The sequence below is a fragment of the Brevundimonas naejangsanensis genome (assembly GCF_000635915.2).
Lineage (GTDB): Bacteria > Pseudomonadota > Alphaproteobacteria > Caulobacterales > Caulobacteraceae > Brevundimonas > Brevundimonas sanguinis.
The window spans coordinates 102,563-126,783 of the sequence record NZ_CP015614.1; the positions used below are offsets into that span (position 1 = coordinate 102,563).

The 24,221-nt window shown below is 68.1% G+C and carries 15 protein-coding genes; 6 read left to right on the forward strand and 9 right to left on the reverse strand.

Going from position 1 to position 24,221, the window contains the following annotated elements; translation table 11 throughout:
• Positions 1-82 precede the first annotated feature (82 nt).
• Both DA69_RS00530 and DA69_RS00535 read left to right on the forward strand, forming a co-directional pair.
• Positions 83-1,906 (forward strand): DUF885 domain-containing protein, encoded by a 1,824-nt coding sequence (locus tag DA69_RS00530; RefSeq protein ID WP_025977972.1) that lies wholly within the window; start codon positions 83-85, stop codon positions 1,904-1,906.
• Positions 1,907-2,001: 95 nt separating this feature from the next.
• Complete coding sequence (locus DA69_RS00535; protein WP_025977971.1) at positions 2,002-3,801, forward strand: DUF885 domain-containing protein; 1,800 nt, start codon at positions 2,002-2,004, stop codon at positions 3,799-3,801.
• Positions 3,802-3,871: 70 nt separating this feature from the next.
• On the opposite strand, the gene DA69_RS00540 is transcribed toward DA69_RS00535, so the two are convergent.
• Together DA69_RS00540 and DA69_RS00545 are read right to left on the reverse strand one after the other, a co-directional pair.
• Entirely contained in the window at positions 3,872-4,435 is a 564-nt protein-coding gene (locus DA69_RS00540) for a DUF4189 domain-containing protein (protein WP_082891397.1), read from the reverse strand.
• Between the two features lie 3 nt (positions 4,436-4,438).
• Positions 4,439-5,560 (reverse strand): DUF1176 domain-containing protein, encoded by a 1,122-nt coding sequence (locus DA69_RS00545; protein WP_029972631.1) that lies wholly within the window; start codon positions 5,558-5,560, stop codon positions 4,439-4,441.
• A 193-nt stretch (positions 5,561-5,753) separates the two neighbouring features.
• Here DA69_RS00545 and DA69_RS00550 point away from each other — a divergent pair, with 193 nt between their 5' ends.
• Entirely contained in the window at positions 5,754-6,974 is a 1,221-nt protein-coding gene (locus DA69_RS00550) for an NADP-dependent isocitrate dehydrogenase (protein ID WP_025977968.1), read from the forward strand.
• 404 nt (positions 6,975-7,378) lie between these two features.
• Positions 7,379-7,930 carry a DUF2939 domain-containing protein gene (locus DA69_RS00555; RefSeq protein ID WP_025977967.1) on the forward strand — a complete coding sequence of 184 codons (552 nt, stop codon included), beginning with the start codon at positions 7,379-7,381 and terminating at the stop codon, positions 7,928-7,930.
• A gap of 187 nt (positions 7,931-8,117) precedes the next feature.
• Here DA69_RS00555 and alaS read toward each other — a convergent pair whose 3' ends face one another.
• The 3 genes from alaS to recA form a co-directional block, all read right to left on the reverse strand.
• On the reverse strand, positions 8,118-10,763 hold the full coding sequence (gene alaS / locus DA69_RS00560; RefSeq protein ID WP_025977966.1) for an alanine--tRNA ligase: 2,646 nt from the start codon (positions 10,761-10,763) through the stop codon (positions 8,118-8,120).
• 131 nt (positions 10,764-10,894) lie between these two features.
• Positions 10,895-11,377: a ribonuclease E activity regulator RraA gene (rraA, locus tag DA69_RS00565; protein WP_025977965.1), complete on the reverse strand. Its 483-nt coding sequence runs from the start codon at positions 11,375-11,377 to the stop codon at positions 10,895-10,897.
• Between the two features lie 627 nt (positions 11,378-12,004).
• Positions 12,005-13,084 (reverse strand): recombinase RecA, encoded by a 1,080-nt coding sequence (recA, locus tag DA69_RS00570; protein ID WP_025977964.1) that lies wholly within the window; start codon positions 13,082-13,084, stop codon positions 12,005-12,007.
• Between the two features lie 221 nt (positions 13,085-13,305).
• Here recA and DA69_RS00575 point away from each other — a divergent pair, with 221 nt between their 5' ends.
• On the forward strand, positions 13,306-14,877 hold the full coding sequence (locus DA69_RS00575; protein ID WP_025977963.1) for a bifunctional GNAT family N-acetyltransferase/carbon-nitrogen hydrolase family protein: 1,572 nt from the start codon (positions 13,306-13,308) through the stop codon (positions 14,875-14,877).
• A 143-nt stretch (positions 14,878-15,020) separates the two neighbouring features.
• On the opposite strand, the gene DA69_RS00580 is transcribed toward DA69_RS00575, so the two are convergent.
• The 3 genes from DA69_RS00580 to DA69_RS00590 all read right to left on the reverse strand — a co-directional run bounded on the left by DA69_RS00580 (position 15,021) and on the right by DA69_RS00590 (position 19,602).
• Positions 15,021-16,079 (reverse strand): CaiB/BaiF CoA transferase family protein, encoded by a 1,059-nt coding sequence (locus DA69_RS00580; protein ID WP_025977962.1) that lies wholly within the window; start codon positions 16,077-16,079, stop codon positions 15,021-15,023.
• A 196-nt stretch (positions 16,080-16,275) separates the two neighbouring features.
• Positions 16,276-18,213 (reverse strand): acetate--CoA ligase, encoded by a 1,938-nt coding sequence (acs, locus tag DA69_RS00585; protein ID WP_025977961.1) that lies wholly within the window; start codon positions 18,211-18,213, stop codon positions 16,276-16,278.
• 36 nt (positions 18,214-18,249) lie between these two features.
• The gene (locus DA69_RS00590) at positions 18,250-19,602 is read right to left on the reverse strand and encodes a DcaP family trimeric outer membrane transporter (protein WP_025977960.1); all 1,353 of its coding nucleotides are present in this window, start codon (positions 19,600-19,602) and stop codon (positions 18,250-18,252) included.
• A gap of 182 nt (positions 19,603-19,784) precedes the next feature.
• Between DA69_RS00590 and DA69_RS00595 the strand changes: the two genes are divergently transcribed.
• A complete protein-coding gene (locus tag DA69_RS00595; protein ID WP_025977959.1) occupies positions 19,785-20,399 on the forward strand; it encodes a response regulator transcription factor in 615 nt (204 codons plus the stop codon).
• A 170-nt stretch (positions 20,400-20,569) separates the two neighbouring features.
• Here DA69_RS00595 and DA69_RS00600 read toward each other — a convergent pair whose 3' ends face one another.
• A complete protein-coding gene (locus tag DA69_RS00600) occupies positions 20,570-23,944 on the reverse strand; it encodes a PAS-domain containing protein (RefSeq protein ID WP_025977958.1) in 3,375 nt (1,124 codons plus the stop codon).
• Between the last annotated feature and the right edge of the window lie 277 nt (positions 23,945-24,221).

The following is a 24,221-nucleotide window of genomic DNA, read 5'->3' on the forward strand; positions in this document are numbered from 1 at the left end:
TAACCCGCAAGGCGACGATCAAGCCTTGCGGGCGGCCATCGCTTCGCTAGCATCCCGGCCCATCGCTTTTGGGAGGAAGCTCATGATGGATCGCCGCCGCCTGTTGATGTCGGTCGCCGCGGGGGGAGCGCTGGCCGCTGTCGGCCCGGTTCGCGCCCTTGCCCATGGCGCTGCGGCGCAGACCGCTTCGGCCGACTTCAACGCCCTGATGAACCGGATCGCGCAGGAGATGCTCCTGACGGATCCGGAATCCCTGACCATGCTGGGTATGGACCGGGGGCCGATGGCGGAGGCCCGCTTCAAGCTGAGCGACCGCAGCCAGGCCAAGGTCGAGGCCGACAAGGTCAAGTTCGTCGCCGCCATGAAGGACATGGCGGCCATCGACCGCAACGCCCTGCCGGCCAAGGAGCAGATCTATCACGACTCCCTGACCTTCTTCGGCGAGACGGTGATGGAAGGCTACGCCTTCCCCTATGGCGGCGGCATGTACCCCTCGCCCTATACGATCAGCCAGCTGGGCGGGTCCTATCAGCAGATCCCCGACTTCCTCGACAGCCAGCACCGCATTGAGGCGGCGGATGACGCCGAGGCCTATCTGTCGCGCCTGTCGGACTTCGCCCGCAGCCTGGACGACGAACGCGAGCGGATGCAGATCGACTACGCCGCCGGGGCCGTGCCGCCGGACTTCGTCATCGACCGCACCCTGACGCAGATGGGCGCCATCACCGGCACGGCCGTGGCCGACTCGGTCATGAGCCAGTCGATCGCGCGTCGCACGGCCGAGAAGAACATCCCCGGCGACTGGGCCGCACGGGCGCAGACGATCCTGACGCGAGAGGTCTATCCCGCCATCCAACGCCAGGCCGACGCCCTGAAGGCGGTGCGCGCGGGCGCGACGCACGACGGCGGCGTGTGGCGTCTGCCGGACGGCGAGGCCTACTATCGCTATGGGCTGAAGAACTACACCACTTCCTCGATGACGCCGGACGAGGTGCATCAGATGGGGCTGGACCAGGTGGCCGAGATCTCGGCCCGCGCCGACGGCCTGTTGAAGGCGCAAGGGTTGACGCAAGGCACGGTCGGCCAGCGCATCGCCGCCCTCGGCAAGGATCCGCGCTTCGTCTATCCGAACACGGACGAGGCCAAGGAAGAGCTGCTGAAGGAGTTGAACGTCCAGATGGCGGCCATGCAGGCCCGCATGCCGGACTATTTCGGCCGCCTGCCCAAGTCGCCCTGCGACATCCGTCGCGTGCCCAAGGCCATCGAGGCGGGCGCGCCGGGCGGCTATTATCAGGCCCCGGCGCTGGATGGGTCGCGGCCGGGCGCCTACTACATCAATCTGCGCGACACGGCGGAGTGGCCCAAGTGGACACTGCCGACCCTGACTTATCACGAGGCCGTGCCGGGCCATCACTTCCAGATCGCCCTGCAGATGGAGCAGCCGGACACCCCGCTGCTGATGAAGGTCATGGGCTTCTCGGCCTATTCCGAAGGCTGGGGCCTGTATTCGGAGCAGTTGGCGGACGAGATCGGCGCCTATGAGAACGATCCCTTTGGCCAGATCGGCTACATGCAATCCTTGATGTTCCGCGCCGCGCGTCTGGTCGTGGACTCGGGTCTGCACCACAAGCGCTGGAGCCGCGAACAGGGCATCCGCTACATGGTCGATACGCTGGGCGATCAGGAATCCAGCATCGCCACCGAGGTCGAGCGCTACTGCGTCTGGCCGGGGCAGGCCTCCAGCTACAAGGTCGGCCACACCACCTGGGTCAAGCTGCGCGAAGACGCCAAACGGCGCCTGGGACCGCGCTTCGACATCAAGGGCTTCCATGACACGGGGCTGGCTCTGGGCGGCGTGCCGCTGACGGTGCTGGAGCGGACCATGAACGCCTGGACCCCGGTCTGACGGCGACCGGATTTCGGGACGCGCCGGTCCTTCATTGAGCGTGAGTGTGGAGCAACGCCCGGCGCGGCGCGGCTTCTTTTGGGGGGAGTACCTGAATGATCAATCGCCGCAATCTCTTGCTGAGCGCCGCTGCGACCGCCGCCGCAGCGCCCATGCTGGCCCAGTGCGCCGCCGCCGCCGCCAGCGACGCCGACGCGCGCCTGAACGCCCTGCTGGACGGCTGGTTCGAGGCCGACATCGACGAGGCGCCCGAGCGCGCCACCAACCTGGGTCTGGACAAGGACGCCCGCGCGGGCTTGTCGTCCAAGCTCAGCGAGGCCGGACCGGACGCCATCCGCAAGGATCGCGAGAAGGCGATCAAACGCTGGGACGAACTGAAGGCGTTTGACCAGAAGGGCCTGTCCGAGGCCGGGGCATTGAACTACGCCATCGCCGCCTTCGGGCGCGAGACGTCGGCCCAGACGGCGCGCTTCGACTATGGCGCGGGGCCGGGCCGTCCGTCGCCCTATGTCGTGACCCAGCTGTCGGGCGCCTATTTCTCGACGCCCGACTTCATGGACAACCAGCACCGCATCGAGGACGCGGCCGGCGCCGACGCCTTCCTGTCGCGGCTGGAGGCCTTTGCCGGCGTGCTGGACGGCGAGACGGACAAGATCAAGGAAGACGCCGGTCTGGGCGTGATCGCGCCGGACTTCATCATCGACCGGATGCTGCCGCAGATCCGCACCCTGCGCGACACGCCCGCCGCCGACATGGCCATGATCCAGTCGCTGGTCCGCAAGGCCGGGGCGCTGAACCTGTCGGGCTATGACGCGCGCGCCGCCGCCCTGGTGGACGAGAAGGTCAAACCGGCCCTGGCCCGTCAGATCGAGGCGCTGGAAGCGGTCCGTCCCAAGGCCGTTCACGATGCGGGCGTGTGGCGCCTGCCGGACGGCGAGGCCTTCTACGCCGCCGGGCTGAAGTCGAACACCACGACAACCCTCTCGGCCAAGGAAATCCACGCCATGGGCGTCGAACAGGTGGCCGAGATCACCGCCGAGATCGACGCCATCCTGAAGTCTCAGGGCATGACCCAGGGCACGGTCGGCGAACGGGTTCAGGCGCTGAACAAGGACCCGGCCCAGCTGTTCCCCAACACCGACGCGGGCAAGGAAGAGCTGCTGAAGTGGCTGAACGAACAGGTCGCCGCGCTGGAGCCGAAACTGCCCGCCGTCTTCGGCCGCCTGCCCAAGACCCACGTGGAGGTGCGCCGCGTGCCGGTGTCGATCCAGTCGGGCGCGCCGGGCGGCTACTATCAGGGGCCGCCGCTGGATGGCTCGCGTCCGGGGGCCTACTACATCAACTTGCGCGACAGCGGGAACTGGCCGAAGTTCGCCCTGCCGACCCTGACCTATCACGAGGCCTCGCCGGGTCACCACCTGCAGGTGGCGCTGCAACGCGAGTCGGGCGAGCTGCCGCAATGGCGCCGCGCCGGCGGCTTCTCGGCCTTCAACGAGGGCTGGGCGCTGTACGCCGAGGCGGTGGCCGCCAACGATCTGGACGCCTATGCGACCGATCCGCTGGGTCGCGTCGGCTTCCTGATGTCCTATCTGTTCCGCGCGGTGCGTCTGGTGGTCGACACCGGCATCCACTCCGAGCGCTGGAGCCGTGAACGGGCGGTCGAATACATGGCGGCCTCCGGGGCCAAGCCGCTGGACGCCTCGAACAGCGAGATCAACCGCTACTGCGTCTGGCCGGGCCAGGCCTGCGCCTACAAGGTCGGTCACACCGTCATCGCCCGCCTGCGCGAGGAAGCCCAAGCCAAGGACGGCTTCGACCTGCGCGCCTTCCACGACAAGGTGCTGGGCGACGGCTCCATGCCGCTGGCGGTGCTGGAAGGACGGATGCGCGGCTAACCGCCTTCCAGAAACAAGAAGGGCCGGAGGATTATCCTCCGGCCCTTTTCCTTGGCGGTGGGCCGCCTTGTCAGTAACGCGTCACGCGGGTGGATCGCGAGGTGCAGACGGCGTCGTGGGCCATTGCGCAATCGGATCCGCCGTTGGCCTGGCACTGGCTGATGGCGTCGGCGCGGGCCGAGCGGGCGTTGCGCGCAGGCGTTGAGAAATAGCGGGTCACGCCGTCGACCTGACCAGAGGCCACGGCCGAGCAGGCGTTGCGCCAGGAGGCCACCGGCGCACAGTTGGCGTCGGGTTCGGTCGGCGCGCGCATGCTGACGCCCCAGGCATGGTCGGGCTGCTCGCATTTCCTCATGGCGTTGAACATGGCGGCGTCGATGTTGCGGCCCTGCAGGACATAGGCATAGACCGCGCCCGTGTCGGTGTTGAACGCAAAGGCCCCCAGACCCTCGACACGTTCGCGATAGCCCATGGTGCTGGTGTCCACGCCCTGCGGGGCGTCTGGCGCGCAGGTCGCCGCACCGGCCGCCGTGCCGACGGGGCATTGCGTCTGGGCTGAGGCCTTGCCGGAGGGCAGTCCCGCCATCAGCAGAAAGCCCACGGCCATAGCGCCTGAAAGTGCAATGAATTTCATGACTTAATCCTTGGTTGCGCGCCAAGTGGATGGCCACAGGTCCTGAGGCATGGCGGTGCAGGTCGGCATCGCCTTCTCCTCCAGCAGGGCGAAGCGTTCGCCGGTCCAGCCCCAGACTCCCATGTGGCCGCAGTCGCCTAGGCCGCGTCCCTTGGCGAAGGCGAACAGGGTGCGGGTTTTGGGATCATAACGGCTGTTGACCAGGGTCTGCTCGCTGCCCGCGGCCGTGGGGAAGGCGACCGGCTGAGGCGCGTTCCCGTCTGCCGTCGTGAGGAAATAGGCCTGGCTGAAGTTATAGGCGCCCTCGCCGCACGGCACGCTCCACAGCAGCTTGTCAGCGGCCAGCCGGGCGACCTCGACCTCCGCCTCGAACCGTTCGCCCCGGCGGGTTTCGGCCAGGCATTCCTTGACCCTGGCGTGCGCCAGCACCGCCGGCGACAGGTCATCCTGAGGCAGCCCGTTCTGAGCCACGGCGGGAGCCAGCGTCACGCGCGGCGCGGCGGGGGCGGCGGGCACGCCGGACGCGGGCTGGTCGCCGCGCCGGATCAGCGCCGTGGACGTGCCCAGTCGTCCCTGACGCTCGTCGATCCACAGGAAGGCGGCGGCGGCCCCGCCCAGGCTGACCTTCATCTTCTCGTCGCCGCGCCTCAGCGCCATGAAGGAGCCATTGCCCAGATCATGCAGAAGCTGGGCCGAGGGCGTCTGGAAGGCGATGACGTCGCCTTCTTCGTCCATCTTGGAATTCTTGCCGGCATAACGGCGGCCGTCGATCTCGGCGTAGACGTCGCCCTGTCCGTCCTCCAGCCCCCAGCCGCCCATGTGGACGACGGGCCGCGCCTGAGGGCCCGGCGCCAGGGAGACCATGACGAAGCCCATGTTTTCCTCGGCCGATCCGAAGGCGACGCAGTGGTTGGTGTTGTCGCATATCGCCGTCCAGTCGCGGAACTCGCGCGTCACGCTGGGCGGATGGGCGCCGCCCTGTACGGCGGGCGCGGCGACGGCGGCCTCGGCGGGCGGCTGAGCCGTCGGCGCCTCTGGCGCGCTTGCGGCCTCCTGTCCCTTGCAGGCGGCCAGCGCCAGAGGGACCAGGGCGACGGTGGCGGCGAACCGGAGGCGAGGCGTCATCAGGCGTTCCATGCGTTTTGACCGACCGGCGGCGTCAAGCGTAGCCGTGAAGAAGCCAAGCGGCCAAGCCGTCGTTTCGTTCCGGTCCGCCGTTCAGGCCGTGCGGCTTTCGTCCCCTTTGCGCCCGCGCGCGGGGGTCGCTATATCCCCTGCACCGAATTCCTTCCCTGATTTAAGAGACAGAGGCGTAAGCATGGCCAAGATCAAGGTCGCCAATCCCATCGTGGACATCGACGGCGACGAAATGACCCGGATCATCTGGCAGATGATCAAGGACAAGCTGGTCTTCCCGTACCTGGACCTCGAACTCGACTATTACGATCTCGGCATGGAAAGCCGTGACGCCACCGACGATCAGATCACGATCGACGCGGCCCACGCCATCCAGAAGCACGGCGTCGGCGTGAAGTGCGCCACCATCACCCCGGACGAGGCGCGCGTCGCCGAATTCGGCCTGAAGAAGATGTGGAAGTCGCCGAACGGCACCATCCGCAACATCCTGGGCGGCGTCGTCTTCCGCGAGCCGATCATCTGCTCGAACGTGCCGCGCCTGGTGCCGGGCTGGACCCAGCCGATCGTCGTCGGCCGTCACGCCTTCGGCGACCAGTACAAGGCCACCGACTTCCTGATGCCGGGACCGGGCACCCTGACCATCAAGTTCGTCGGCGACGACGGCGAAGTGATCGAGCACGAAGTGTACAAGTCGCCGGGCGCCGGCGTCGCCATGGGCATGTACAACCTGGACGCCTCGATCCGCGAGTTCGCCCACGCCTCCTTCGCCTATGGCCTGCAGCGCAACTACCCGGTCTATCTGTCGACCAAGAACACCATCCTGAAAGCCTACGACGGCCGCTTCAAGGACATCTTCCAGGAAGTGTTCGACGCCGACTACGCCGAGGAGTTCAAGAAGCGCGGCCTGACCTATGAGCACCGCCTGATCGACGACATGGTGGCCGCGGCCATCAAGTGGTCGGGCGGCTTCGTCTGGGCGTGCAAGAACTACGACGGCGACGTGCAGTCGGACATCGTGGCGCAGGGCTTCGGCTCGCTGGGCCTGATGACCTCGGTGCTGATGACGCCGGACGGCAAGGTCATGGAAACGGAAGCCGCCCACGGCACCGTGACCCGCCACTATCGCCAGCATCAGAAGGGCGAGGCCACCTCGACCAACTCGATCGCCTCGATCTTCGCCTGGACGCGCGGCTTCAAGCACCGCGCCAAGCTGGACGGCAACGCCCAGTTGGCCGAGTTCGCCGATACGCTGGAGCGCGTGGTCGTCGAAACCGTCGAGTCGGGCTTCATGACCAAGGACCTGGCCCTGCTGGTCGGCGATCAGCAGTCCTGGCTGACGACCGAAGGCTTCCTGGACAAGGTGTCCGAGAACCTGAAGAAGGCCCTGCCGGGTATTGGTTAAGGCTTTTTAGTCGGCCGCGGTCAGAAGGCTCCGCCCTTCTCGACCCGACGCGGCCTGAAGCCGCTAAGACATCAAGGCCCGCCGGAGCGATCCGGCGGGCCTTTTTGCTGGGCGGTATCGCTTCCCTATTCCGCTCATCCCGGCGGACGCCGGGATCCAGTGAGAGCGCCACGCTGCGCCTATCCGCCAATCCGGAATGCTTGAAGCCAAAGTACTGGGTCCCGGCGTCCGCCGGGATGAGCGGTGGTCGATGTTTGCCTCATCCCATCGTTAGGTTCGCTTGGAAACGAGAGCCCGTGAAAACACGCATTGAACCCGCCTGTGATCCATGTCCCTAATCCGCCTGGGGATTTTGGCGCCGTTTCGTCGTCGTCCCGTCGCGTTCGTAAGGCAGGGGAGGGCCGATGAACCGCAAACTGATCATACGTCTAGGATTGGCGGCGGGGGCCGTCTTCGTGGTCGCCTACGCCGCCTCGCCCCTGCTGGCGGCTCGGTCGCTGATCCAGGCGGCCAAGACGGGCGACGAAAGGGCGCTGGAGCGCCAGGTCGACTTTCCCGCCTTTCGCGTCAGCCTGAAAGACGAGCTGAACGCCCGCATGATGGTCGAGATGCGCAAGGACAAACGCCTCGGCGACAGCGGCCTGTCGGGGCTGGGGATGCTGTTGGCGCCCGCCCTGGTGGGCGGGGCGGTCGACGCCTTCGTCACCCCGCAGGCCATCGCCCTGATGGTGCAGGAGGGCCGCGCGCCCAAGCCGGAGATCAAACGCCCGGAGCCCCAGGAGCCGAAGTCCGAGAACAAGCGCGTGCGCCAGTCGTGGGGCTATCGCGACCTGGACACCTTCGCCGTTACCCTGACCCGCGACGACCAGCCGGACGAGCAGGTCTCCCTGCTGATGAAGCGCCGCAACCTGTTCGGCTGGAAGCTGGCGGCGATCGATCTGGGGGCGCCGGAATAGGCTTCTCCTCCCCATGCAATGGGGAGGTGGATCGGCGGCGCAGCCGACGAGACGGAGGGGCTGCTTGGTTCCGCTGGCGTAAAGCCCCTCCACCACTTCGTGGTCCTCCTCCCCATTGCATGGGGAGGAAAGAAAAAGGGCGGCGCATCGGATGCGCCGCCCTTTGTCGTTCAGCCTTTAAGGATGATCAGCCCTTCAGCGAGGCCCGGATGGCGTTCAGGCCGTCCTCGGCCTTGGACCCATCAGGCGCGCCGCCCTGGGCGAAGTCGGGCTTGCCGCCGGCGCCCTTGCCGCCCATGGCGATGACGGCGTCGCGGGCCAGGTCGGCCGCATTGACCTTGCCGGCCATGTCCGGCGTCGCGGCGACGGTGATGGCCGCCTTACCGTCGGTGACGCCGACCAGGGCGACGACGCCCGAGCCGAGCTGCTTCTTGAAGTCCTCGGCCACGCCGCGCAGGCCCTTGCCGTCCACGCCGTCCAGAACGCGGGCGATCAGCTTGACGCCGTTGATCTCTTCCGGGGCCGCATTGGCGCCCGCGCCGCCGCCGAGCGCCAGCTGCTTCTTCAGTTCGGCGACCTGCTTCTCCAGCGTCTTGACCGAGGCCTGCAGGCCCTCGACGCGGGCCGGGACCTCGGCGGGCTGGATCTTGAAGCCTTGCGCCAGATGACGGGCGACATTGGCCTGATCCAGCAGGAAGCGGCGGGCCGCGTCGCCGGTCAGGGCCTCGATGCGACGCACGCCGGCGGCGACGCCGCCTTCGGACACGATCTTGAACAGGGCGATGTCGCCGGTGCGATAGACGTGGGTGCCGCCGCACAGCTCGACCGAATAGGCGCCCGGACCCGACAGGGCGTGGCCCAGGGTGAGGACGCGGACCTCGTCGCCGTATTTCTCGCCGAACAGGGCCACGGCGCCCGCCGCGATGGCGGCGTCGGGCGTCATCAGCTCGGTCGTGGCCGGCGCGTTCTGGCGGATGACGGCGTTCACCTCGTCCTCGATGCGGGCGATCTCCTCGTCCGTCAGCGGGGCGTTGTGGCTGAAGTCGAAGCGCATGCGCTCGGCGTCGACCATCTGGCCCTTCTGGGCGACGTGGGGGCCCAGCACGTTCTTCAGGGCGGCGTGCACCAGGTGGGCGGCCGAGTGGTTGGCGCGAGTGGTCGGACGCGAGCCTTCCTCGACCGTGGCGGTCACGACCGCGCCGGTCGCCAGCGCGCCCTGAGTCACCTCGACGGTATGCACGTGCAGGTCGCCCGCGTGCTTCTTGGTGTCCAGGACGCGGCCTTCGCCGCCGCTCCAGATCAGGGCGCCCTTGTCGCCCGCCTGACCGCCGCCCTCGCCGTAGAAGGGGGTCTTGTCCAGCAGGACCTCGACCGTTTCGCCCGCCGCCGCTGAGGGGGCCTCGGCGCCGTCCTTGACGATGGCCAGGACCTTGCCCTCGCCGGTTTCGGACTCATAGCCGGTGAACTCGGTGCCGCCGTGCTGGTCGCGCAGGGCCAGCCACGCGCCGGCCGAGGCTGTCTGGCCCGAGCCCTTCCAGTGCTCGCGCGAACGATCGCGCTGCTCGGCCATGGCGGCCTCGAAGCCGTCGACGTTGACGCTGAAGCCGCGACGACGCGCCTCGTCCTGCGTCAGGTCCAGCGGGAAGCCGTAGGTGTCGTACAGGGTGAAGGCCGTCTGGCCGTCCAGCATGTCGCCCGCCTTGAAGTCGGCGGTCGCCTGGTCGAACAGGTTCATGCCGCGGCCGAGCGTGGTGCGGAAGCGGATCTCTTCCTGCTTCAGCGTGTCCTCGATGAAGGCCTGGGCGCGGCCCAGTTCCGGATAGGCCTCGCCCATCTCCTCGACCAGGGTCGGCACCAGACGGTGCATCAGCGGGTCCTGCGCGCCCAGCAGGTGAGCGTGACGCATGGCGCGGCGCATGATGCGGCGCAGGACATAGCCCCGGCCTTCGTTCGACGGGGTCACGCCGTCGGCGATCAGGAAGGCGGTCGAGCGCAGGTGGTCGGCGATGACCCGGTGCGACGGGGCGCGCTCGCCCTCGGCCTTGGTCGAGGTCAGCTCTTCCGAGGCGTTGATCAGGCTCTTGAACAGGTCGACTTCATAGTTGGAGTGGACGCCCTGCAGCACGGCGGCGATGCGCTCCAGACCCATGCCGGTGTCGACCGAGGGCTTGGGAAGGTCGCGAACGATCTGATCGTTCTCCTTCTCGTACTGCATGAAGACGTTGTTCCAGATCTCCACGAAGCGGTCGCCGTCCTCGTCCGGCGAACCGGGAGGGCCGCCGAAGATGTGGTCGCCGTGGTCGTAGAAGATTTCGGTGCACGGACCGCACGGGCCGCTGTCGCCCATGGCCCAGAAGTTGTCGGCCGTCGGGATGCGGATGATCTTCTCGTCCGCGAAGCCGGTGACCTTCTTCCAGATGTCGAAGGCTTCGTCGTCGGTGTGATAGACGGTGACCAGCAGGCGGGCGGGGTCAAGGCCGAACTCCTTGGTCAGCAGCCCCCAGGCGCTCTCGATGGCGTGGTCCTTGAAGTAGTCGCCGAACGAGAAATTGCCCAGCATTTCAAAGAAGGTGTGGTGGCGCGCGGTGTAGCCGACGTTGTCCAGGTCGTTGTGCTTGCCGCCGGCGCGCACGCATTTCTGCGAGCTGGTGGCGCGCTTGTAGGGCGGGACCGCGCCGCCGGTGAAATAGTCCTTGAACGGCACCATGCCCGCGTTGACGAACAGCAGGGTCGGGTCGTTCTGCGGCACGAGCGGAGCCGACTGCACCTTCTCGTGGCCGTCGGCGGCGAAGTAGTCGAGGAAGGTGGAACGGATCTGCTTCAGGCTGGTCATGGGCGTATCGCTCTGGAACTCGGGCGCGCGGAGGAAATAGCGGAACCGGCGTCATATAGGGATTTTGCACCGAACGCATCACTGGCGCGTGATCATGCGGGCGCGGGCGCGTTTTTAGGGCCAGGAGCGCTTTAATCGTGCAGGCGATGCGGCGAGACGATCAGGCCGTCCTCGTCGGCGTAGAGCCAGTCGCCGGGGGTGAAGATGACGCCGCCGAAGGCGGTGGGGATGTCGATCTCGCCGATGGCGTCGCGGTCCGCGCGCTGGGGAACGGTTCCAAGCGCTTTGACGCCGACGTTCATGGTGTTGATGACGGCTGTGTCGCGCACGGCGCCGTGGACGACGATCCCGGCCCAGCCGTTGTCGATGGCCAGTCTGGCCAGATTGTCGCCGACCAGGGCGCGTTTGAGCGAACCGCCGCCGTTGACGACCAGGACCGTGGCTTGGCCGGGGCGCTCCAAAGTCTGGCGGACCAGGGCGTTGTCGTCCAGCACGCTGAGGGTGCGGATCGGGCCGTGGAAGGCCGCCACCTGGCCAAAGCTGCGGAAGGGGGTCTGGCAGACCTTCACCGCGTCAGGATGGGCGTCGCAGAGGTCGGCGGTGGCGGGGGGCATGGCGTTCCTTCTCATTTATCAGGAATCGTTGTTATGTGACCTGGTCTGATGGATGTTTCAGACTCTAAATTTAGGGAGAATACGTGTGCGCACGCTAGCCAAATTGGCAATGTCCGGAATTCTTCTCGCCATGACCGCTTCGCCGGCGGTCGCGTTCAAATCATGGGAGTATGTGTACTATTATACATTCTATTCGGACGCATCCATGACGACCATCGTGGGGTATGGGAATGATGTTTGCATGGAATCGGGAGGCAATGTGACGGTAATCACGCCCCTGTTCCCTACGCCTTACTATACGGCCGAGCGGGGGCACGAGTGCCGTCCTGGGGGACCGCTTTGAGCTGAGGTCAATTTTTCAGCTTTAGGATAAAAAAGAGGCCCGCCCGACGCAGGTCGGGCGGGCCTGTCTCCGTCCGACCGGCCCCGCGGGGTCGGTAGGCGGGTCGCGAGGCGGCGAACGGAGAAGCTCTGGCCGTCAGGGTGCCCTTGCCTCCGGCCGTCATCGTCGGGCTTGACCCGAGGATCGGATCGTCAGCGCGATCACGGCTTGAAAGGAAGGGGACGCTGCCTGGCTGGATCCTCGGGTCAAGCCCGAGGATGACGGCGTTTAGATGATGGGGCGGATCAGCCCTCCAGGTCCTGGCCCTCGTCGGGTTCGGGGGCGCCCAGCATGTCGTCGGCGATCTTGGCCGTCGACTGGCGCACCGCCTTTTCGATCGAGGCGGCCATGTCGGGGTTGTTCTTGAGGAACTCCTTGGCGTTCTCGCGGCCCTGACCGATGCGGGTGGAGTCGTAGGAGAACCAGGAGCCCGACTTCTCGACGATGCCGGCCTTGACGCCCAGGTCGATGATCTCGCCGATCTTGGAGATGCCTTCGCCGTACATGATGTCGAAGATGACTTCGCGGAACGGCGGGGCGACCTTGTTCTTCACCACCTTGACGCGGGTGGTGTTGCCGACGACCTCGTCGCGGTTCTTGATCGCGCCGGTGCGGCGGATGTCCAGGCGCACCGAGGCGTAGAACTTCAGCGCATTGCCGCCCGTCGTCGTTTCCGGCGAGCCGTACATGACGCCGATCTTGTGACGGATCTGGTTGATGAACAGGACGATGCACTTCGACTTGGAGATCGAGGCCGTCAGCTTGCGCAGGGCCTGCGACATCAGACGCGCCTGAAGGCCGGGCAGGCTGTCGCCCATCTCGCCTTCGATTTCGGCGCGCGGCGTCAGGGCCGCGACGGAATCGATCACCACGATGTCCACGGCGCCGGAACGCACCAGGGTGTCGACGATCTCCAGCGCCTGTTCGCCCGTGTCGGGCTGCGACACCAGCAGGTCGTCCAGATTGACGCCCAGCTTTTGCGCATAGACGGGGTCTAGCGCGTGCTCGGCGTCGACGAAGGCGGCCACGCCGCCCTTTTTCTGGACCTCTGCCACGGTGTGCAGGGCCAGGGTCGTCTTGCCCGAGGATTCGGGACCGAACACCTCGATCACCCGCCCGACCGGCAGGCCGCCGATGCCGAGCGCCATGTCGAGGCCGAGCGAGCCGGTCGAGACGCTCTCGATCTCGGCCACCACGCCGGCCTTGCCCAGTTTCATGACCGAGCCCTTGCCGAAGGCGCGATCGATCTGCGCGATCGCCGCCTCTAGAGCGCGTTGTTTGTCGCTGTCTTCTTTACCCACGAGCTTCAGTGCCGCCTGTGACATTGGTTTTCTCTCCCTTGCCATGATTCCCATCTGACTTCGGGAGAGACCCGCCACGGACCCGCTCCCTTGGTGAAGCCGACTATGGACATGGTTTGTTCTTGTTCGCAAGATGTTCGCGTGAACTTAACGGGAACAAGCTTGCGGGACGCGACCGGAATTGACGCATGGTCTCTTTTGTCGGCCGGATTGATCCAACAGCCAAGCTCGCGCGTTAGGGCGGGATGACTGACATTGAGATCTCCCTTCCCGCCGAGCCGGCCAAGCCCGCCGTCCTGACCATCCGCAACGCCCGCATGGGCGATGTCGCCGGGATCAACGCCCTGGTGGCGCGGGTGTATAAGGATATGCCGCCCTATACGGCCGGGATGCTGCGCGGCCAGATCGCCACCTATCCGGACGGCCAGTTCGTGGTCGAGTTCGAGGGCGAGATCGTCGGCTACGCCGCCAGTTTCCGCATCGACGAAAAGTCGGCGATGGGGCCGCACACCTGGGACCAGATCACCGGCGGCGGCTATGGCGCGCGCCACGATCCGGCGGGCGAGTGGCTGTATGGGATGGAGGTCTGCGTCGACCCCGCCCGGCGCCGCCTGCGCATCGGCCAGCGCCTGTACGACGCGCGCCGCGACCTGTGCGAGGCCCAGAACCTGAAGGGCGTCGTGTTCGGCGGCCGGATGCCCGGCCTCGCGCGCCGCCGCTCGGCCTATCCCGACCCGAACGCCTATGTCGAGGCGGTGCGCGACCGCAAGGTGAAGGACCCGATCATGGCCTTTCACCAGCGTTCAGGGTTCGAGCCGGCGGGGGTGCTGCTGAACTATCTGCCGTCGGACAAGGCGTCGCTGGGTCACGCGGCGCGCTGGGTCTGGCGCAACCCCTACTATGTCGAGGCGACGGGCAAGGGGGCGGCCTTTGCGGTCAAGGAGACGGTGCGGGTCGCCACCGTCCAGCTGCAGATGCGCAAGGTCGACAGCTTCCAGGAGTTTATCGACAACGTCGAATATTTCGTCGACGTGGTGTCCGACTATCGCGCCGACTTCGTGGTCTTTCCCGAGCTGTTCACGCTTCAGCTGCTGTCGCTGGCGACCAAGAAGCTGACCCCGGCGGAATCGATCGAGGCGTTGACCCGCTACACGCCGCGCTTCGTCGAGGCGATGCGCGAGCTGGCGGTCGGCTACAATGTCAACATCATCGGCGGCTCGCACCCGACACGGACCGAGGACGGCGAGATCCAGAATGTCGCCTATGTCTTCCTGCGCGACGGTTCGGTGCATGAGCAGGAGAAGATCCACCCGACGCCGAACGAACGCCACTGGTGGAACATCAAGGGCGGCGACCGCGTCCACGCCATCCCTACCGACTGCGGGCCGATCGGGGTGATGATCTGCTACGATTCGGAGTTCCCCGAACTGGCGCGGCGCCTGGCGGACGAGGGGGCGCGCATCCTGTTCACCCCCTTCTGCACCGACAACCGGCAAGGGTATCTGCGCGTGCGCTACTGCTCGCAGGCGCGGGCCATCGAGAACCAGTGCTACGTCGTCCTGTCGGGCAATGTCGGCAACCTGCCGAACGTCGAGAACATGGACATCCAGTATGCGCAGTCGTGCATCCTGACGCCGTGCGACTTCCCGTTCGCGCGCGACGGGGTGGCGGCCGAGGCCAGCGAGAACGTCGAGACGGTGACGGTGGCGGACCTGGACCTGTCCGACCTGGCCTGGGCCAAGGCGCAGGGGACGGTGCGGAATCTGCGCGACCGCCGGTTCGATCTGTACAAGACGGTGTGGACGGACGGAGGGTGATCTTACCCCCGCTCATCCCGGCGGACGCCGGGACCCAGTAAGAGCCGCGCGCACGAGGCTTGGTTATCCATGCCCGCGCGTTTGGGGCCAAAGCACTGGGCCCCGGCGTCCGCCGGGGTGAGCGGGATTTTGTGACCTGCCTTCTATTTCGGCCGCTTCGCCGGGCTGTCCCTGAAGCGTGGCGCAGGGGCGGGCTGCACCACGCCCTGGGCCGTGACGAAGGCCTTGCGCGCCCGGTTGTGCGGGTGGTCGGGGGCCTCGGTCATGGACAGGACGGGGGCGACGCAGGCGGCTTGGGCGTAGGGATCGCTGCACCAGTCGTCGCGGGTGCGGGTGCGGAAGACGGCGGCCAGCGTGTCTTTCAGCCTCGGCCACTGGGCCGGATCGAAGGGCATGGCGAAGTCGGGGTCGTTGGCCAGCCCCGTCAGCCGCATCAGCGCGATGTAGAAGGCCGGTTCGATGGCGCCGACGGCGACGTATTTGCCGTCCTGCGTCTCATAGACTTCATAGAAGGGCGCGCCGGTGTCGAGCAGGTTGACGCCGCGCTCGTCGCGCCAGGCCAGGCTGGTCGGCAGGGGCGCGGGCATATTCTGGCGGAAGCCCCAGATCATGCTCATCAGCAGGGATGAGCCGTCGGTCATGGCGCAGTCGATGACGTCGCCGCGCCCGGTGCGCTGGGCCTTCAGCAGACCCGCGACCATGCCGAAGGCCAGCAGCATGCCGCCCCCGCCGAAGTCGCCGACCATGTTGATCGGCGGGGTCGGCTTCTCGCCCGCACGGCCGAAGGCGTGTAGCGCGCCCGAGACGGCGATGTAGTCGATGTCGTGGCCGGGCGCCGGAGCCAGCGGTCCGTCCTGACCCCAGCCGGTCATGCGGCCGTAGACCAGGCGAGGATTGTCGGCCAGCAGCACGTCGGGGCCGAGGCCGAGACGCTCCATGACGCCGGGACGAAAGCCCTCGATCAGGCCGTCGGCGTTGCGGGCCAAGTCGCGGACCAGGGCGGCGCCCTCTGGCGTCTTCAGGTCGGCCTCGAACAGACGGGCGCGGCTGCGGTTCAGGGGATCGCGCGCGTCGGGCGCCGCGCCGGGGCGGTGGACCAGCACCACCTCGGCGCCATGATCGGCCAGCATCATGCCGCAGAAGGGGGCGGGGCCGATGCCGCCGATTTCGATGATGGTCAGGCCGTCGAGGGTTCCGCTCATGCCCCGCACTGAAGCCGAGGCGGGCGGTCCCGTCCAGCGCCTGCGCCGTCCGGGACCGCCTCTTCGGGGAAGCTGAATGATGTACCCGCTCACCCCGGCGGACGCCGGGGCCCAGTGCTTTGGCCAAGGGCGCGACCCTGTGTGCGCGTGGCTCTTACTGGATCCCGGCGTCCGCCGGGATGAGCGGATATGAAACCTAGGCCGCCCGGTTCTTCACCAGATCGTCCACGACCGACGGATCCGCCAGCGTCGAGGTGTCGCCCAGGGCGCCCAGTTCGTTCTCGGCGATCTTGCGCAGGATGCGCCGCATGATTTTGCCCGAGCGGGTCTTGGGCAGGCCCGGCGCCCACTGGATCACGTCCGGGGCGGCGATGGGGCCGATCTCTTCGCGGACCTGGGCGACCAGGGCCTTGCGCAGGTCGTCGGTCGCCTCGACCCCCTTGTTCAGGGTGACATAGGCGTAGATGCCCTGACCCTTGATGTCGTGGGGGAAGCCGACGACGGCGGCCTCGGCCACGTCGTCGTGCAGGACCAGGGCGCTCTCGACCTCGGCGGTGCCCATGCGGTGGCCCGAGACGTTGATGACGTCATCGACCCGGCCGGTGATCCAGTAATAGCCGTCTTCGTCGCGGCGGCAGCCGTCGCCGGTGAAATACTTGCCCGGATAGGTCGAGAAATAGGTCTCGAAGAAGCGTTGGTCGTCGCCATAGACGGTGCGCATCTGGCCCGGCCAGCTGTCGGTGATGCACAGATTGCCCTCCGTCGCGCCGTCCAGCACGCCCCCTTCCGCGTCCACGATTTCAAGCTCGACGCCGGGCAGGGGCCGGGTCGCCGAGCCAGGCTTCAGGTCCGTCGCGCCGGGCAGGGGCGAGATCAGGGCGCCGCCCGTTTCGGTCTGCCACCAGGTGTCGACGATGGGCAGGCGGCCTTCGCCGACCACCTCATGATACCAGCGCCAGGCCTCGGGGTTGATCGGTTCGCCGACGGTGCCCAGCAGGCGCAAGGATTTGCGGCTGGACGCCTTCACCGGGGCGTCGCCGTCGCGCATCAGGGCGCGCAGGGCCGTGGGGGCGGTGTAGAAGATGTTGACCTGATGCTTGTCCACCACCTCCCAGAAGCGGCTGACGGTCGGATAGTTGGGCACGCCCTCGAACATCAGGGTCGTCGCCGCATTGGCCAGGGCGCCATAGACGACATAGGTGTGGCCCGTGACCCAGCCCACGTCGGCGGTGCACCAGAAGACCTCGCCGGGGCGGTAATCGAACACCAGCTCATGGGTATAGCTGGCCCAGAACAGATAGCCGCCGGTGGTGTGCAGCACGCCCTTGGGCTTTCCGGTCGAGCCCGAGGTGTAGAGGATGAACAGCGGATCCTCGGCGTTCATCGGCTCGGGCGCGCAGTCGGGCGAGGCCTTGGCCGCCTCGACGCCCCAGTCCAGATCACGGCCCTCGATGAAGGGAACCTCGGCGCCGGTGTGGCGCAGGATCACGACGGTCTTCACGCCCGCGACCTTTTCCAGCGCCTTGTCGACATTGGCCTTGAGCGGGACCTTCTTGCCGCCGCGGCAGCCTTCGTCGGCGGTGATGACGAAGGTGGATTCGCAGTCCTCGATCCGCCCGGCGATGCTGTCGGGCGAGAAGCCGCCGAAGATGACCGAATGCACCGCGCCGATGCGGGCGCAGGCCAGCATGGCGTAGGCCGCCTCGGGGATCATCGGCAGATAGATGGTGACGCGGTCGCCCTTCTGGACGCCGTTGGCCTTCAGCACATTGGCCAGGCGGCAGACGCGCTCGTGAAGCTGGCCGAAGGTGACGGCTTCGCTGTCGGTCGGTTCGTCGCCTTCCCAGATGATGGCGACCTCGTCCCTGCGGTGGGGTAGGTGGCGGTCGATGCAGTTGGCCGAGACGTTCAGCACGCCGTCCTCGAACCAGCGGATGCGGAAGTCTTCCTTGTTGAAGGAGACGTCCTTGATCTTGGTCGGGAAGGTCATCCAGTCCAGCCGCTCGGCCTGGGTGGCCCAGAAGGCCTCAGGGGTCTCACGCGCCTGCATCCGGGCCGCTTCATAGCCGGCGCGGTCCATGTGGGCGCGGGCGGCCAGTTCAGCGGGGACGGGATAGATTTCCGGATCAGACACGCGATTTTCCTCCAGCAGTCTTTTTCTTCTTCGGCCTTAGAAGCCGTATTTCACGAACAGGATCAGACGGGTCATGTCGCCGTCCAGTCCTGACTCGAGTTTGCGGTCAGCGAACATCACCTCGGCCCCGACATCAAACGCCGTGACCGGCGACCAGATCAGATTGGCGTGAAGGCTCTGGGCCGAGCGGTTGACGCCGGTCCCGGTCAGCAGCACGTCGTTGTCCACCCTCTGCGTCGACCAGATCAGGCTGGAGCGCCAGCCGGGCGCCCAGACGTGGCGATAGGCGGCGAAGCCTGCGATCACGCCGATGGCCTCAAGCTCGCCCGAGGCGTCCAGCACGGCGTCGTTGGAGAAGTTCAGCCCGACATAGCGGCCGACGCCTTCGCCGCCGGTCAGCATCAGGCGGATGTCGTCCTGCGCCCCGACCTTGACCTTGGCCGAGGCCGACAGGCCCCAGCCCACAGCGGTGGAATCCACGTTGGTCGCCGGGTTCTGATACTTCAGCTGGCGCACCAGGCCGGACAGCTGCACGTCGCCCCACGGACGGCTGAGGCCATAGCGGGCGGTCAGGTCGGGCAGGCTGTTGTCGTCGGCGACGATGCGTGCGCCGCCGCCGAAGGGGGTGACGGTGGTCTCAGGGTTCTCCAGCGCGATGGAGAAGGGGCCGCGCGTATAGCGGACCTGGGCCTGACGGGCGAAGACCGTGCCCTCGGCTGCGCCGACGAAGTCCGCCGATTCCGGCAGGACGGCGGTGTTCTGGAAGTTGGTCCACTCCTGGCCGATCAGCCAGTTGTCGATGGTGACGAAGGCGCGGCGCAGGGCGGGGTTGGCGCCGCTGGTCGTGCGCTGGTCGCCGGAGCCGGGCAGGGTCTGGAAGTCCATCTCCAGCCGCGTGCCGATGTTGCGGCCCCCCACCACGCCGTCGGTGGTCAGCCAGAAGCGGGTCTGGCGGGCGTTGAAGTCGGTGGCCACATCTTCGTCCGCGCCCCCGACCGGAATGGCGCCGGGCAGGTGATAGTCGCGCAAGGGATCGCCGTTGGCCGGGTCGCCGCCGGAATATTTCGACGCCGTGAAGTCGGTCTTGATGAAGCCGCCGAACTTCACCGTGTGGTCGCCGATGCGGAAGCCTTCCTCGCGCGGGGCGTCAGAGACGGGCTTCGGTACCGGGACGGGCGCGGGCCGCGCTTCGAGGCGGACGATGTCCTGCGTCTGCGAGGCCTGCTGCGTTCTGGCAGCGGCGACTTCGGATTTCAGACTGTTCAGCTCGGCTTCGAGCTGGGCGATACGGGCTTCCAGTGCGGCGCTGGCGTCCTGAGCCAGTGCGGCGCCGGGCGCGAGCAGCAGCGCGGCGGCAGCCACGCCGCCGAACAGACGGCAGCTTCCCATGCGAGGTCCTCCCAGACCGTTGTTCCGGGCCCGTCTGTCGCAGGCCTCAGGACGGCAGCATTCCGCGTGCTCCGGGTTTGCGGCCATTAGCCATTCGTCTAGTTTCGACCAAAGTCGAGGCGCGGCATGGTGTCGTCGCGACGCGGCCCGATGAACAAGAACCGCGCGTGGGAAGGACCTTCATGGATCGCATCGTCGTCGCCGACGACCATCCCCTGTTTCGCGCGGCCTTGAGGTCGGCCGTCGAAAAGGCATCCGAGGGCGCGCAGATCGTCGAATGCGCCAGTCTGGCCGAGGCGCAGGCCGCCCTGTCCGAGGGGGCGGTCGATCTGCTGCTGCTGGACCTGAAGCTGTCGGACGTGGACGGCATGACGGGCCTGACCCTGATCCGCGCCGATCATCCGGCCGTGCCGGTCGCCGTCGTCTCGGCCAGCGAAGAGGCGCCGACCATCCGCCGCGCCCTGTCGCTGGGGGCGGCGGGCTTTATTCCGAAATCGGCGGCCCTGCCTGAAATGGTCGAGGCGATCCGGGCTATTCTCGACGGCGAGACCTGGGCGCCCGAGGTCGAGGCGGCGGGCGAGGAGGAGGCCGACCTGCAAGCCCGCATCGCCAGCCTGACGCCGTCGCAGTTGCGGATTCTGGAGGGGCTGAAGGTCGGGCGGCTGAACAAGCAGATCGCCTTCGACCTGGGCGTCACCGAGGCGACGATCAAGGCGCACCTGACCAGCGTCTTCCGCAAGCTGGGCGTGCAGAACCGGACCCAGGCGGTGATCCTGGCGCAGTCGCTGGATATCTAAATCCTTCCCCCTTGTGGGAGAAGGTGGCAGGCGAAGCCTGACGGATGAGGGGTGTGAACGCCATGGCGTCCGAGTAGGCGCAGCCCGTCCTGAATGACTTTTGAGCGCTGCGCCGACACCCCTCATCCGAGCGCCTCCGGCGCCCACCTTCTCCCACAAGGGGAGAAGGGTCAGCTGCGCAGAAACGCCTTCAACGCCGCGGGCTTGACCGGCTTCGGCAGCAGCACCGCCCCCGCCGCGGCCGCCTTCTCCTTCAGCCCGTCGCGGGTGTCGGCGGTGACAAGGGCGATGCGTCGGACCCCCCGCGCGCGCAGCCAATCGACGGCGGCTAGCCCGTCCGGCTCGTCGTCGCCTAGGTGCAGATCGACCAGGGCCGCGTCGAACGGCCCCGCCGCCGCCCGCGCCTCTGCGACCGAGCGCGCGGTCACGGCCTGCGCTCCCCAGCGGTCCAGCAGGGCCGTCAGGGCGTCGAGGATGGCGGGTTCGTTGTCCACGCACAGCACCCGCAGACCGATCAAGGGCAGGCGCAGGTCGTCGGGCGTGATCTCCGGCTCTGGCCGGGGGGCGGCGCGCGGGACGGCGACGCGGAAGGTCGTGCCGCGCCCGACGTGCGAGGCCAGCGACAGCGGGTGGCTTAGCAGGTCCGACAGCTTCTGCACGATGGCCAGGCCCAGGCCCGCGCCCGGCTCGTCCACCGGGGCGCCGGGCAGGCGCACGAACTCGCCGAAGACCGCCTGCCGGTCGGCTTCGGCGATGCCGCGCCCGGTGTCGCTGACCAGAATCTGCACCCGCTCGCCGTCGCGCCGGGCCCCGATCAGCACCCGCCCGTGGTCGGTGTAGCGGATGGCGTTGGCGATCAGGTTCTGCAGCATGGAGCGCAGCAGGTCGCGGTCCGAGGCGATCCACAGGCTGGACGGCGCCGCCGTCAGCGTCAGCCCCTTGGCGCGGGCGACCGGGGCGAACTCGCGCGCCAGTTCGTCGAACAGGCCGCCCAGGGCCAACGGCGCCACGGCGGGCCGGACTCCGCCCGCCTCCAGCTTGGACAGGTTCAGCAGGGCGGTCAGCAGGCGGTGGGCGCTGTCGATGGCGCGGTCGGCGTTGGTCGCCAGGCCGCGCGCGGGCGATCCGGCCAGATCCGCGTCCTCCCTCAGGGCGGCGATGAACAGACGCGCGGCGTGCAGCGGCTGCAGCAGGTCGTGGCTGGCGGCGGCCAGAAAGCGGGTCTTGGAGGCGGTGGCGTCCTCGGCTGTGCGGCGGGCCTCCTCCAGTCGTTCGGTGCGGTCGGCGACGCGGGCCTCCAGCCGTTCGTTGGCCTCCTCCAGCTCGCGCGCGGCGCGGCGCAGGGCGGTGATGTCGGTATAGCTGGTGGCGTATCCGCCGCCGGGGATGGGCGCCCCGGACGAGCGCAGGATGCGGCCGTCGGGCTGTTCGCGCTCATGGTCGTGGGGGATGCGGCGGGCCAGGGCCTCCAGCCGCCGCTCGACCCAGGCGTCGATCTCGTGAGCCGGCACGCCCGCCTCGCCGCGCTCGGCGTTCAGGCGATAGACGGCGGCGATGGGCAGGCCGACGTGGACGAAGCCGGCGGGCAGGTCGAACATCTCCACATAGCGGCGGTTCCAGGCGGTCAGGCGCAGGTCTTCGTCGACGACGCTGACGCCCTGGTCGATGTTGTCCAGCGTGGTCTGCAGCAGGTCGCGGTTGAACTGGACGGCCTGGGACGCCTCGTCGAGCATCCGCACCACGTCCTCGGGCGCGCGGCCTCCGGCGGCCAGGGCGGCGGCCAGGACGCGGCGGGCGGCGGCGGCGCCGACGGCCCCGGCCAGCATCCGCTCGGCGGCGCGAGCCAGCGTCGCGTCGGCCGGGTCGGCGTCCTTCAGCTTGATATCCGTCTCGCGCGCCCAGGCGGCGAAGGCGCGCTCGGCCCGCTCGTCGCCGATGAAGCGGGCGACCAGGGCGCGCAGGTCGCCGACCGAGGCCCCGGCCGAGCCGCCGCGCCCCTCCATCCAGTCCGGGCCGAGCCGGTCGACGAAGGCGCGGGCCTGGACCCGGTCGATCAGGCGCGGCGGCCGCGCCCGCGACACCAGGACGAAGACGCCCAGGTTCAGCGCCAGGCTGAGGAAGACGCCCGCTGCAAACGGGTCTTCCAGCCCCAGCATGGCGGGCACGTTCAGGCCGAAACCGGGGGCCAGCTGCGGCGCGGCCAGCATGACGGCCCAGACCGCCATCCCCGCCGCCAGCCCCGCGAGCGCCCCGCTGGCCCGTCCGCCGCGCCACAGCACCGCTCCGAACAGCGACGGCGCCAGCTGGGCCAGGGCGGCGAAGGACACCAGGCCGATGGCCGCCAGACCGCTGGATCGATCCATCGCCAGATAATAGAGCCAGGCCAGCAGCAGCAGGCCGACGATGGCCAGGCGGCGGATGTTCAGCAGGGTCCGGGCCATGTCCGGCGGGGCCGCGCCGCGCCGCCGTCCCGCAGCCATCAACGGCAGCACCAGGTTGTTGGACACCATGGCCGACAGGGCCACGGCCTCGACGATGACCATGGCGGTGGCGGCCGAGAAGCCGCCGACGAAGACCACGGCGGTCAGCAGGCTCTGCCGCGCGCCCAGCGGCAGGGCCAGCACCAGCAGGTCGGGGTTGGTCTGCGGCGTGAACAGCCCGCCGGCCGCCACCAGCGGCAGGACCGCCAGCGTGGTCAGGATCAGATACAGGGGGAAGATCCAGCGCGCGCGGCGCACCTGTGCCGGATCGCCGCCCTCGACGAAGGCGACATGGAACTGACGCGGCAGACAGAAGATGGCCAGGGTCGCCACCAGGGTGATGGCCATGAAGCGGGCGTCGATGTGCGGCCATGTTCCCAACTGTCCCAAGCTGTCGGCGACGGCGTGGCGCGACGGCGAGGCGGCCAGCAGAAGGACGGCGAAGACGGCCACGGCCAGCAGGGCGGCCAGTTTGACGATGGACTCGATGCCGATGGCCTGGATCAGGCCGCGGTTGTGCTCGGTCAGGTCGGGCCTTCGTGCGCCGAACAGGATGGCGAACCCGGCCAGAACCGCCGCCATGACCAGAACGGTCAGGCTCTCGGACCCGGCGACCGGGGTGCCCGCCGTGATCAGCTCGCCCGCCATCGACAGCGACTTGAGCTGCAGCGCGATGTAGGGGACCGAGCCCAGGATGGCGACGCCCGCCACCGCCGCGCCCAGCGCCGGGCTCTTGCCGTAGCGCGACGAGATGAAGTCGGCCATCGAGCCGACGTTCTCGCGCCGGGCGGCCGAGGCGATGCGCCGCCACAGCGGCAGCAGCAGGGTCAGCCCCAGGATCGGCCCGACGTAGATGGGCAGATACTCCCACCCGTCGCGCGCCGCCGTGCCGACCGCGCCGTAATAGGTCCAGGACGTGCAGTAGATGGCCAGGGACAGCGCATAGAGCGAGGGCCCCAGCATCCCGCGCCGCGCCTTGATCTGAGGCCGCTCGTACCACCAGGCGATGCCGAACAGGGCGGCCATGTAGAAGGCCGTCAGGGCCAGGGTGGCGAGGCTGAACATGGGCGTCATCTGGGCCGGGCGCGATCTCGCGGGCAAGTGAAAAAGAGGGCGGTCAGGCCGAAGCCAGACCGCCCGCAGGTTGGCGAAAAGTTCGCGACTCCGGTCCCTTCTCCCCTTGTGGGAGAAGGTGGGCGCCGGAGGCGCTCGGATGAGGGGTGGCGACGCAACGCTCTTGAAGTTGTTTTCCGACAGTCCTGCGCGCGCCGGGACAAGGGAGCGTTTACCCTCCTCATCCGTCTCGCTCCGCGAGCCACCTTCTCCCTCAAGGGGAGAAGGA

What these genes read in the sequence shown, in the direction of transcription:
- DA69_RS00530 (WP_025977972.1), top strand. Translation starts at nt 83, where the DNA reads ATGATGGATCGCCGCCGCCTGTTGATGTCGGTCGCCGCGGGGGGAGCG.
- DA69_RS00535 (WP_025977971.1), top strand. Translation starts at nt 2,002, where the DNA reads ATGATCAATCGCCGCAATCTCTTGCTGAGCGCCGCTGCGACCGCCGCC.
- DA69_RS00540 (WP_082891397.1), bottom strand. Translation starts at nt 4,435, where the DNA reads ATGAAATTCATTGCACTTTCAGGCGCTATGGCCGTGGGCTTTCTGCTG.
- DA69_RS00545 (WP_029972631.1), bottom strand. Translation starts at nt 5,560, where the DNA reads ATGACGCCTCGCCTCCGGTTCGCCGCCACCGTCGCCCTGGTCCCTCTG.
- DA69_RS00550 (WP_025977968.1), top strand. Translation starts at nt 5,754, where the DNA reads ATGGCCAAGATCAAGGTCGCCAATCCCATCGTGGACATCGACGGCGAC.
- DA69_RS00555 (WP_025977967.1), top strand. Translation starts at nt 7,379, where the DNA reads ATGAACCGCAAACTGATCATACGTCTAGGATTGGCGGCGGGGGCCGTC.
- alaS (WP_025977966.1), bottom strand. Translation starts at nt 10,763, where the DNA reads ATGACCAGCCTGAAGCAGATCCGTTCCACCTTCCTCGACTACTTCGCC.
- rraA (WP_025977965.1), bottom strand. Translation starts at nt 11,377, where the DNA reads ATGCCCCCCGCCACCGCCGACCTCTGCGACGCCCATCCTGACGCGGTG.
- recA (WP_025977964.1), bottom strand. Translation starts at nt 13,084, where the DNA reads ATGTCACAGGCGGCACTGAAGCTCGTGGGTAAAGAAGACAGCGACAAA.
- DA69_RS00575 (WP_025977963.1), top strand. Translation starts at nt 13,306, where the DNA reads ATGACTGACATTGAGATCTCCCTTCCCGCCGAGCCGGCCAAGCCCGCC.
- DA69_RS00580 (WP_025977962.1), bottom strand. Translation starts at nt 16,079, where the DNA reads ATGAGCGGAACCCTCGACGGCCTGACCATCATCGAAATCGGCGGCATC.
- DA69_RS00590 (WP_025977960.1), bottom strand. Translation starts at nt 19,602, where the DNA reads ATGGGAAGCTGCCGTCTGTTCGGCGGCGTGGCTGCCGCCGCGCTGCTG.
- DA69_RS00595 (WP_025977959.1), top strand. Translation starts at nt 19,785, where the DNA reads ATGGATCGCATCGTCGTCGCCGACGACCATCCCCTGTTTCGCGCGGCC.
- DA69_RS00600 (WP_025977958.1), bottom strand. Translation starts at nt 23,944, where the DNA reads ATGTTCAGCCTCGCCACCCTGGCCCTGACGGCCTTCTACATGGCCGCC.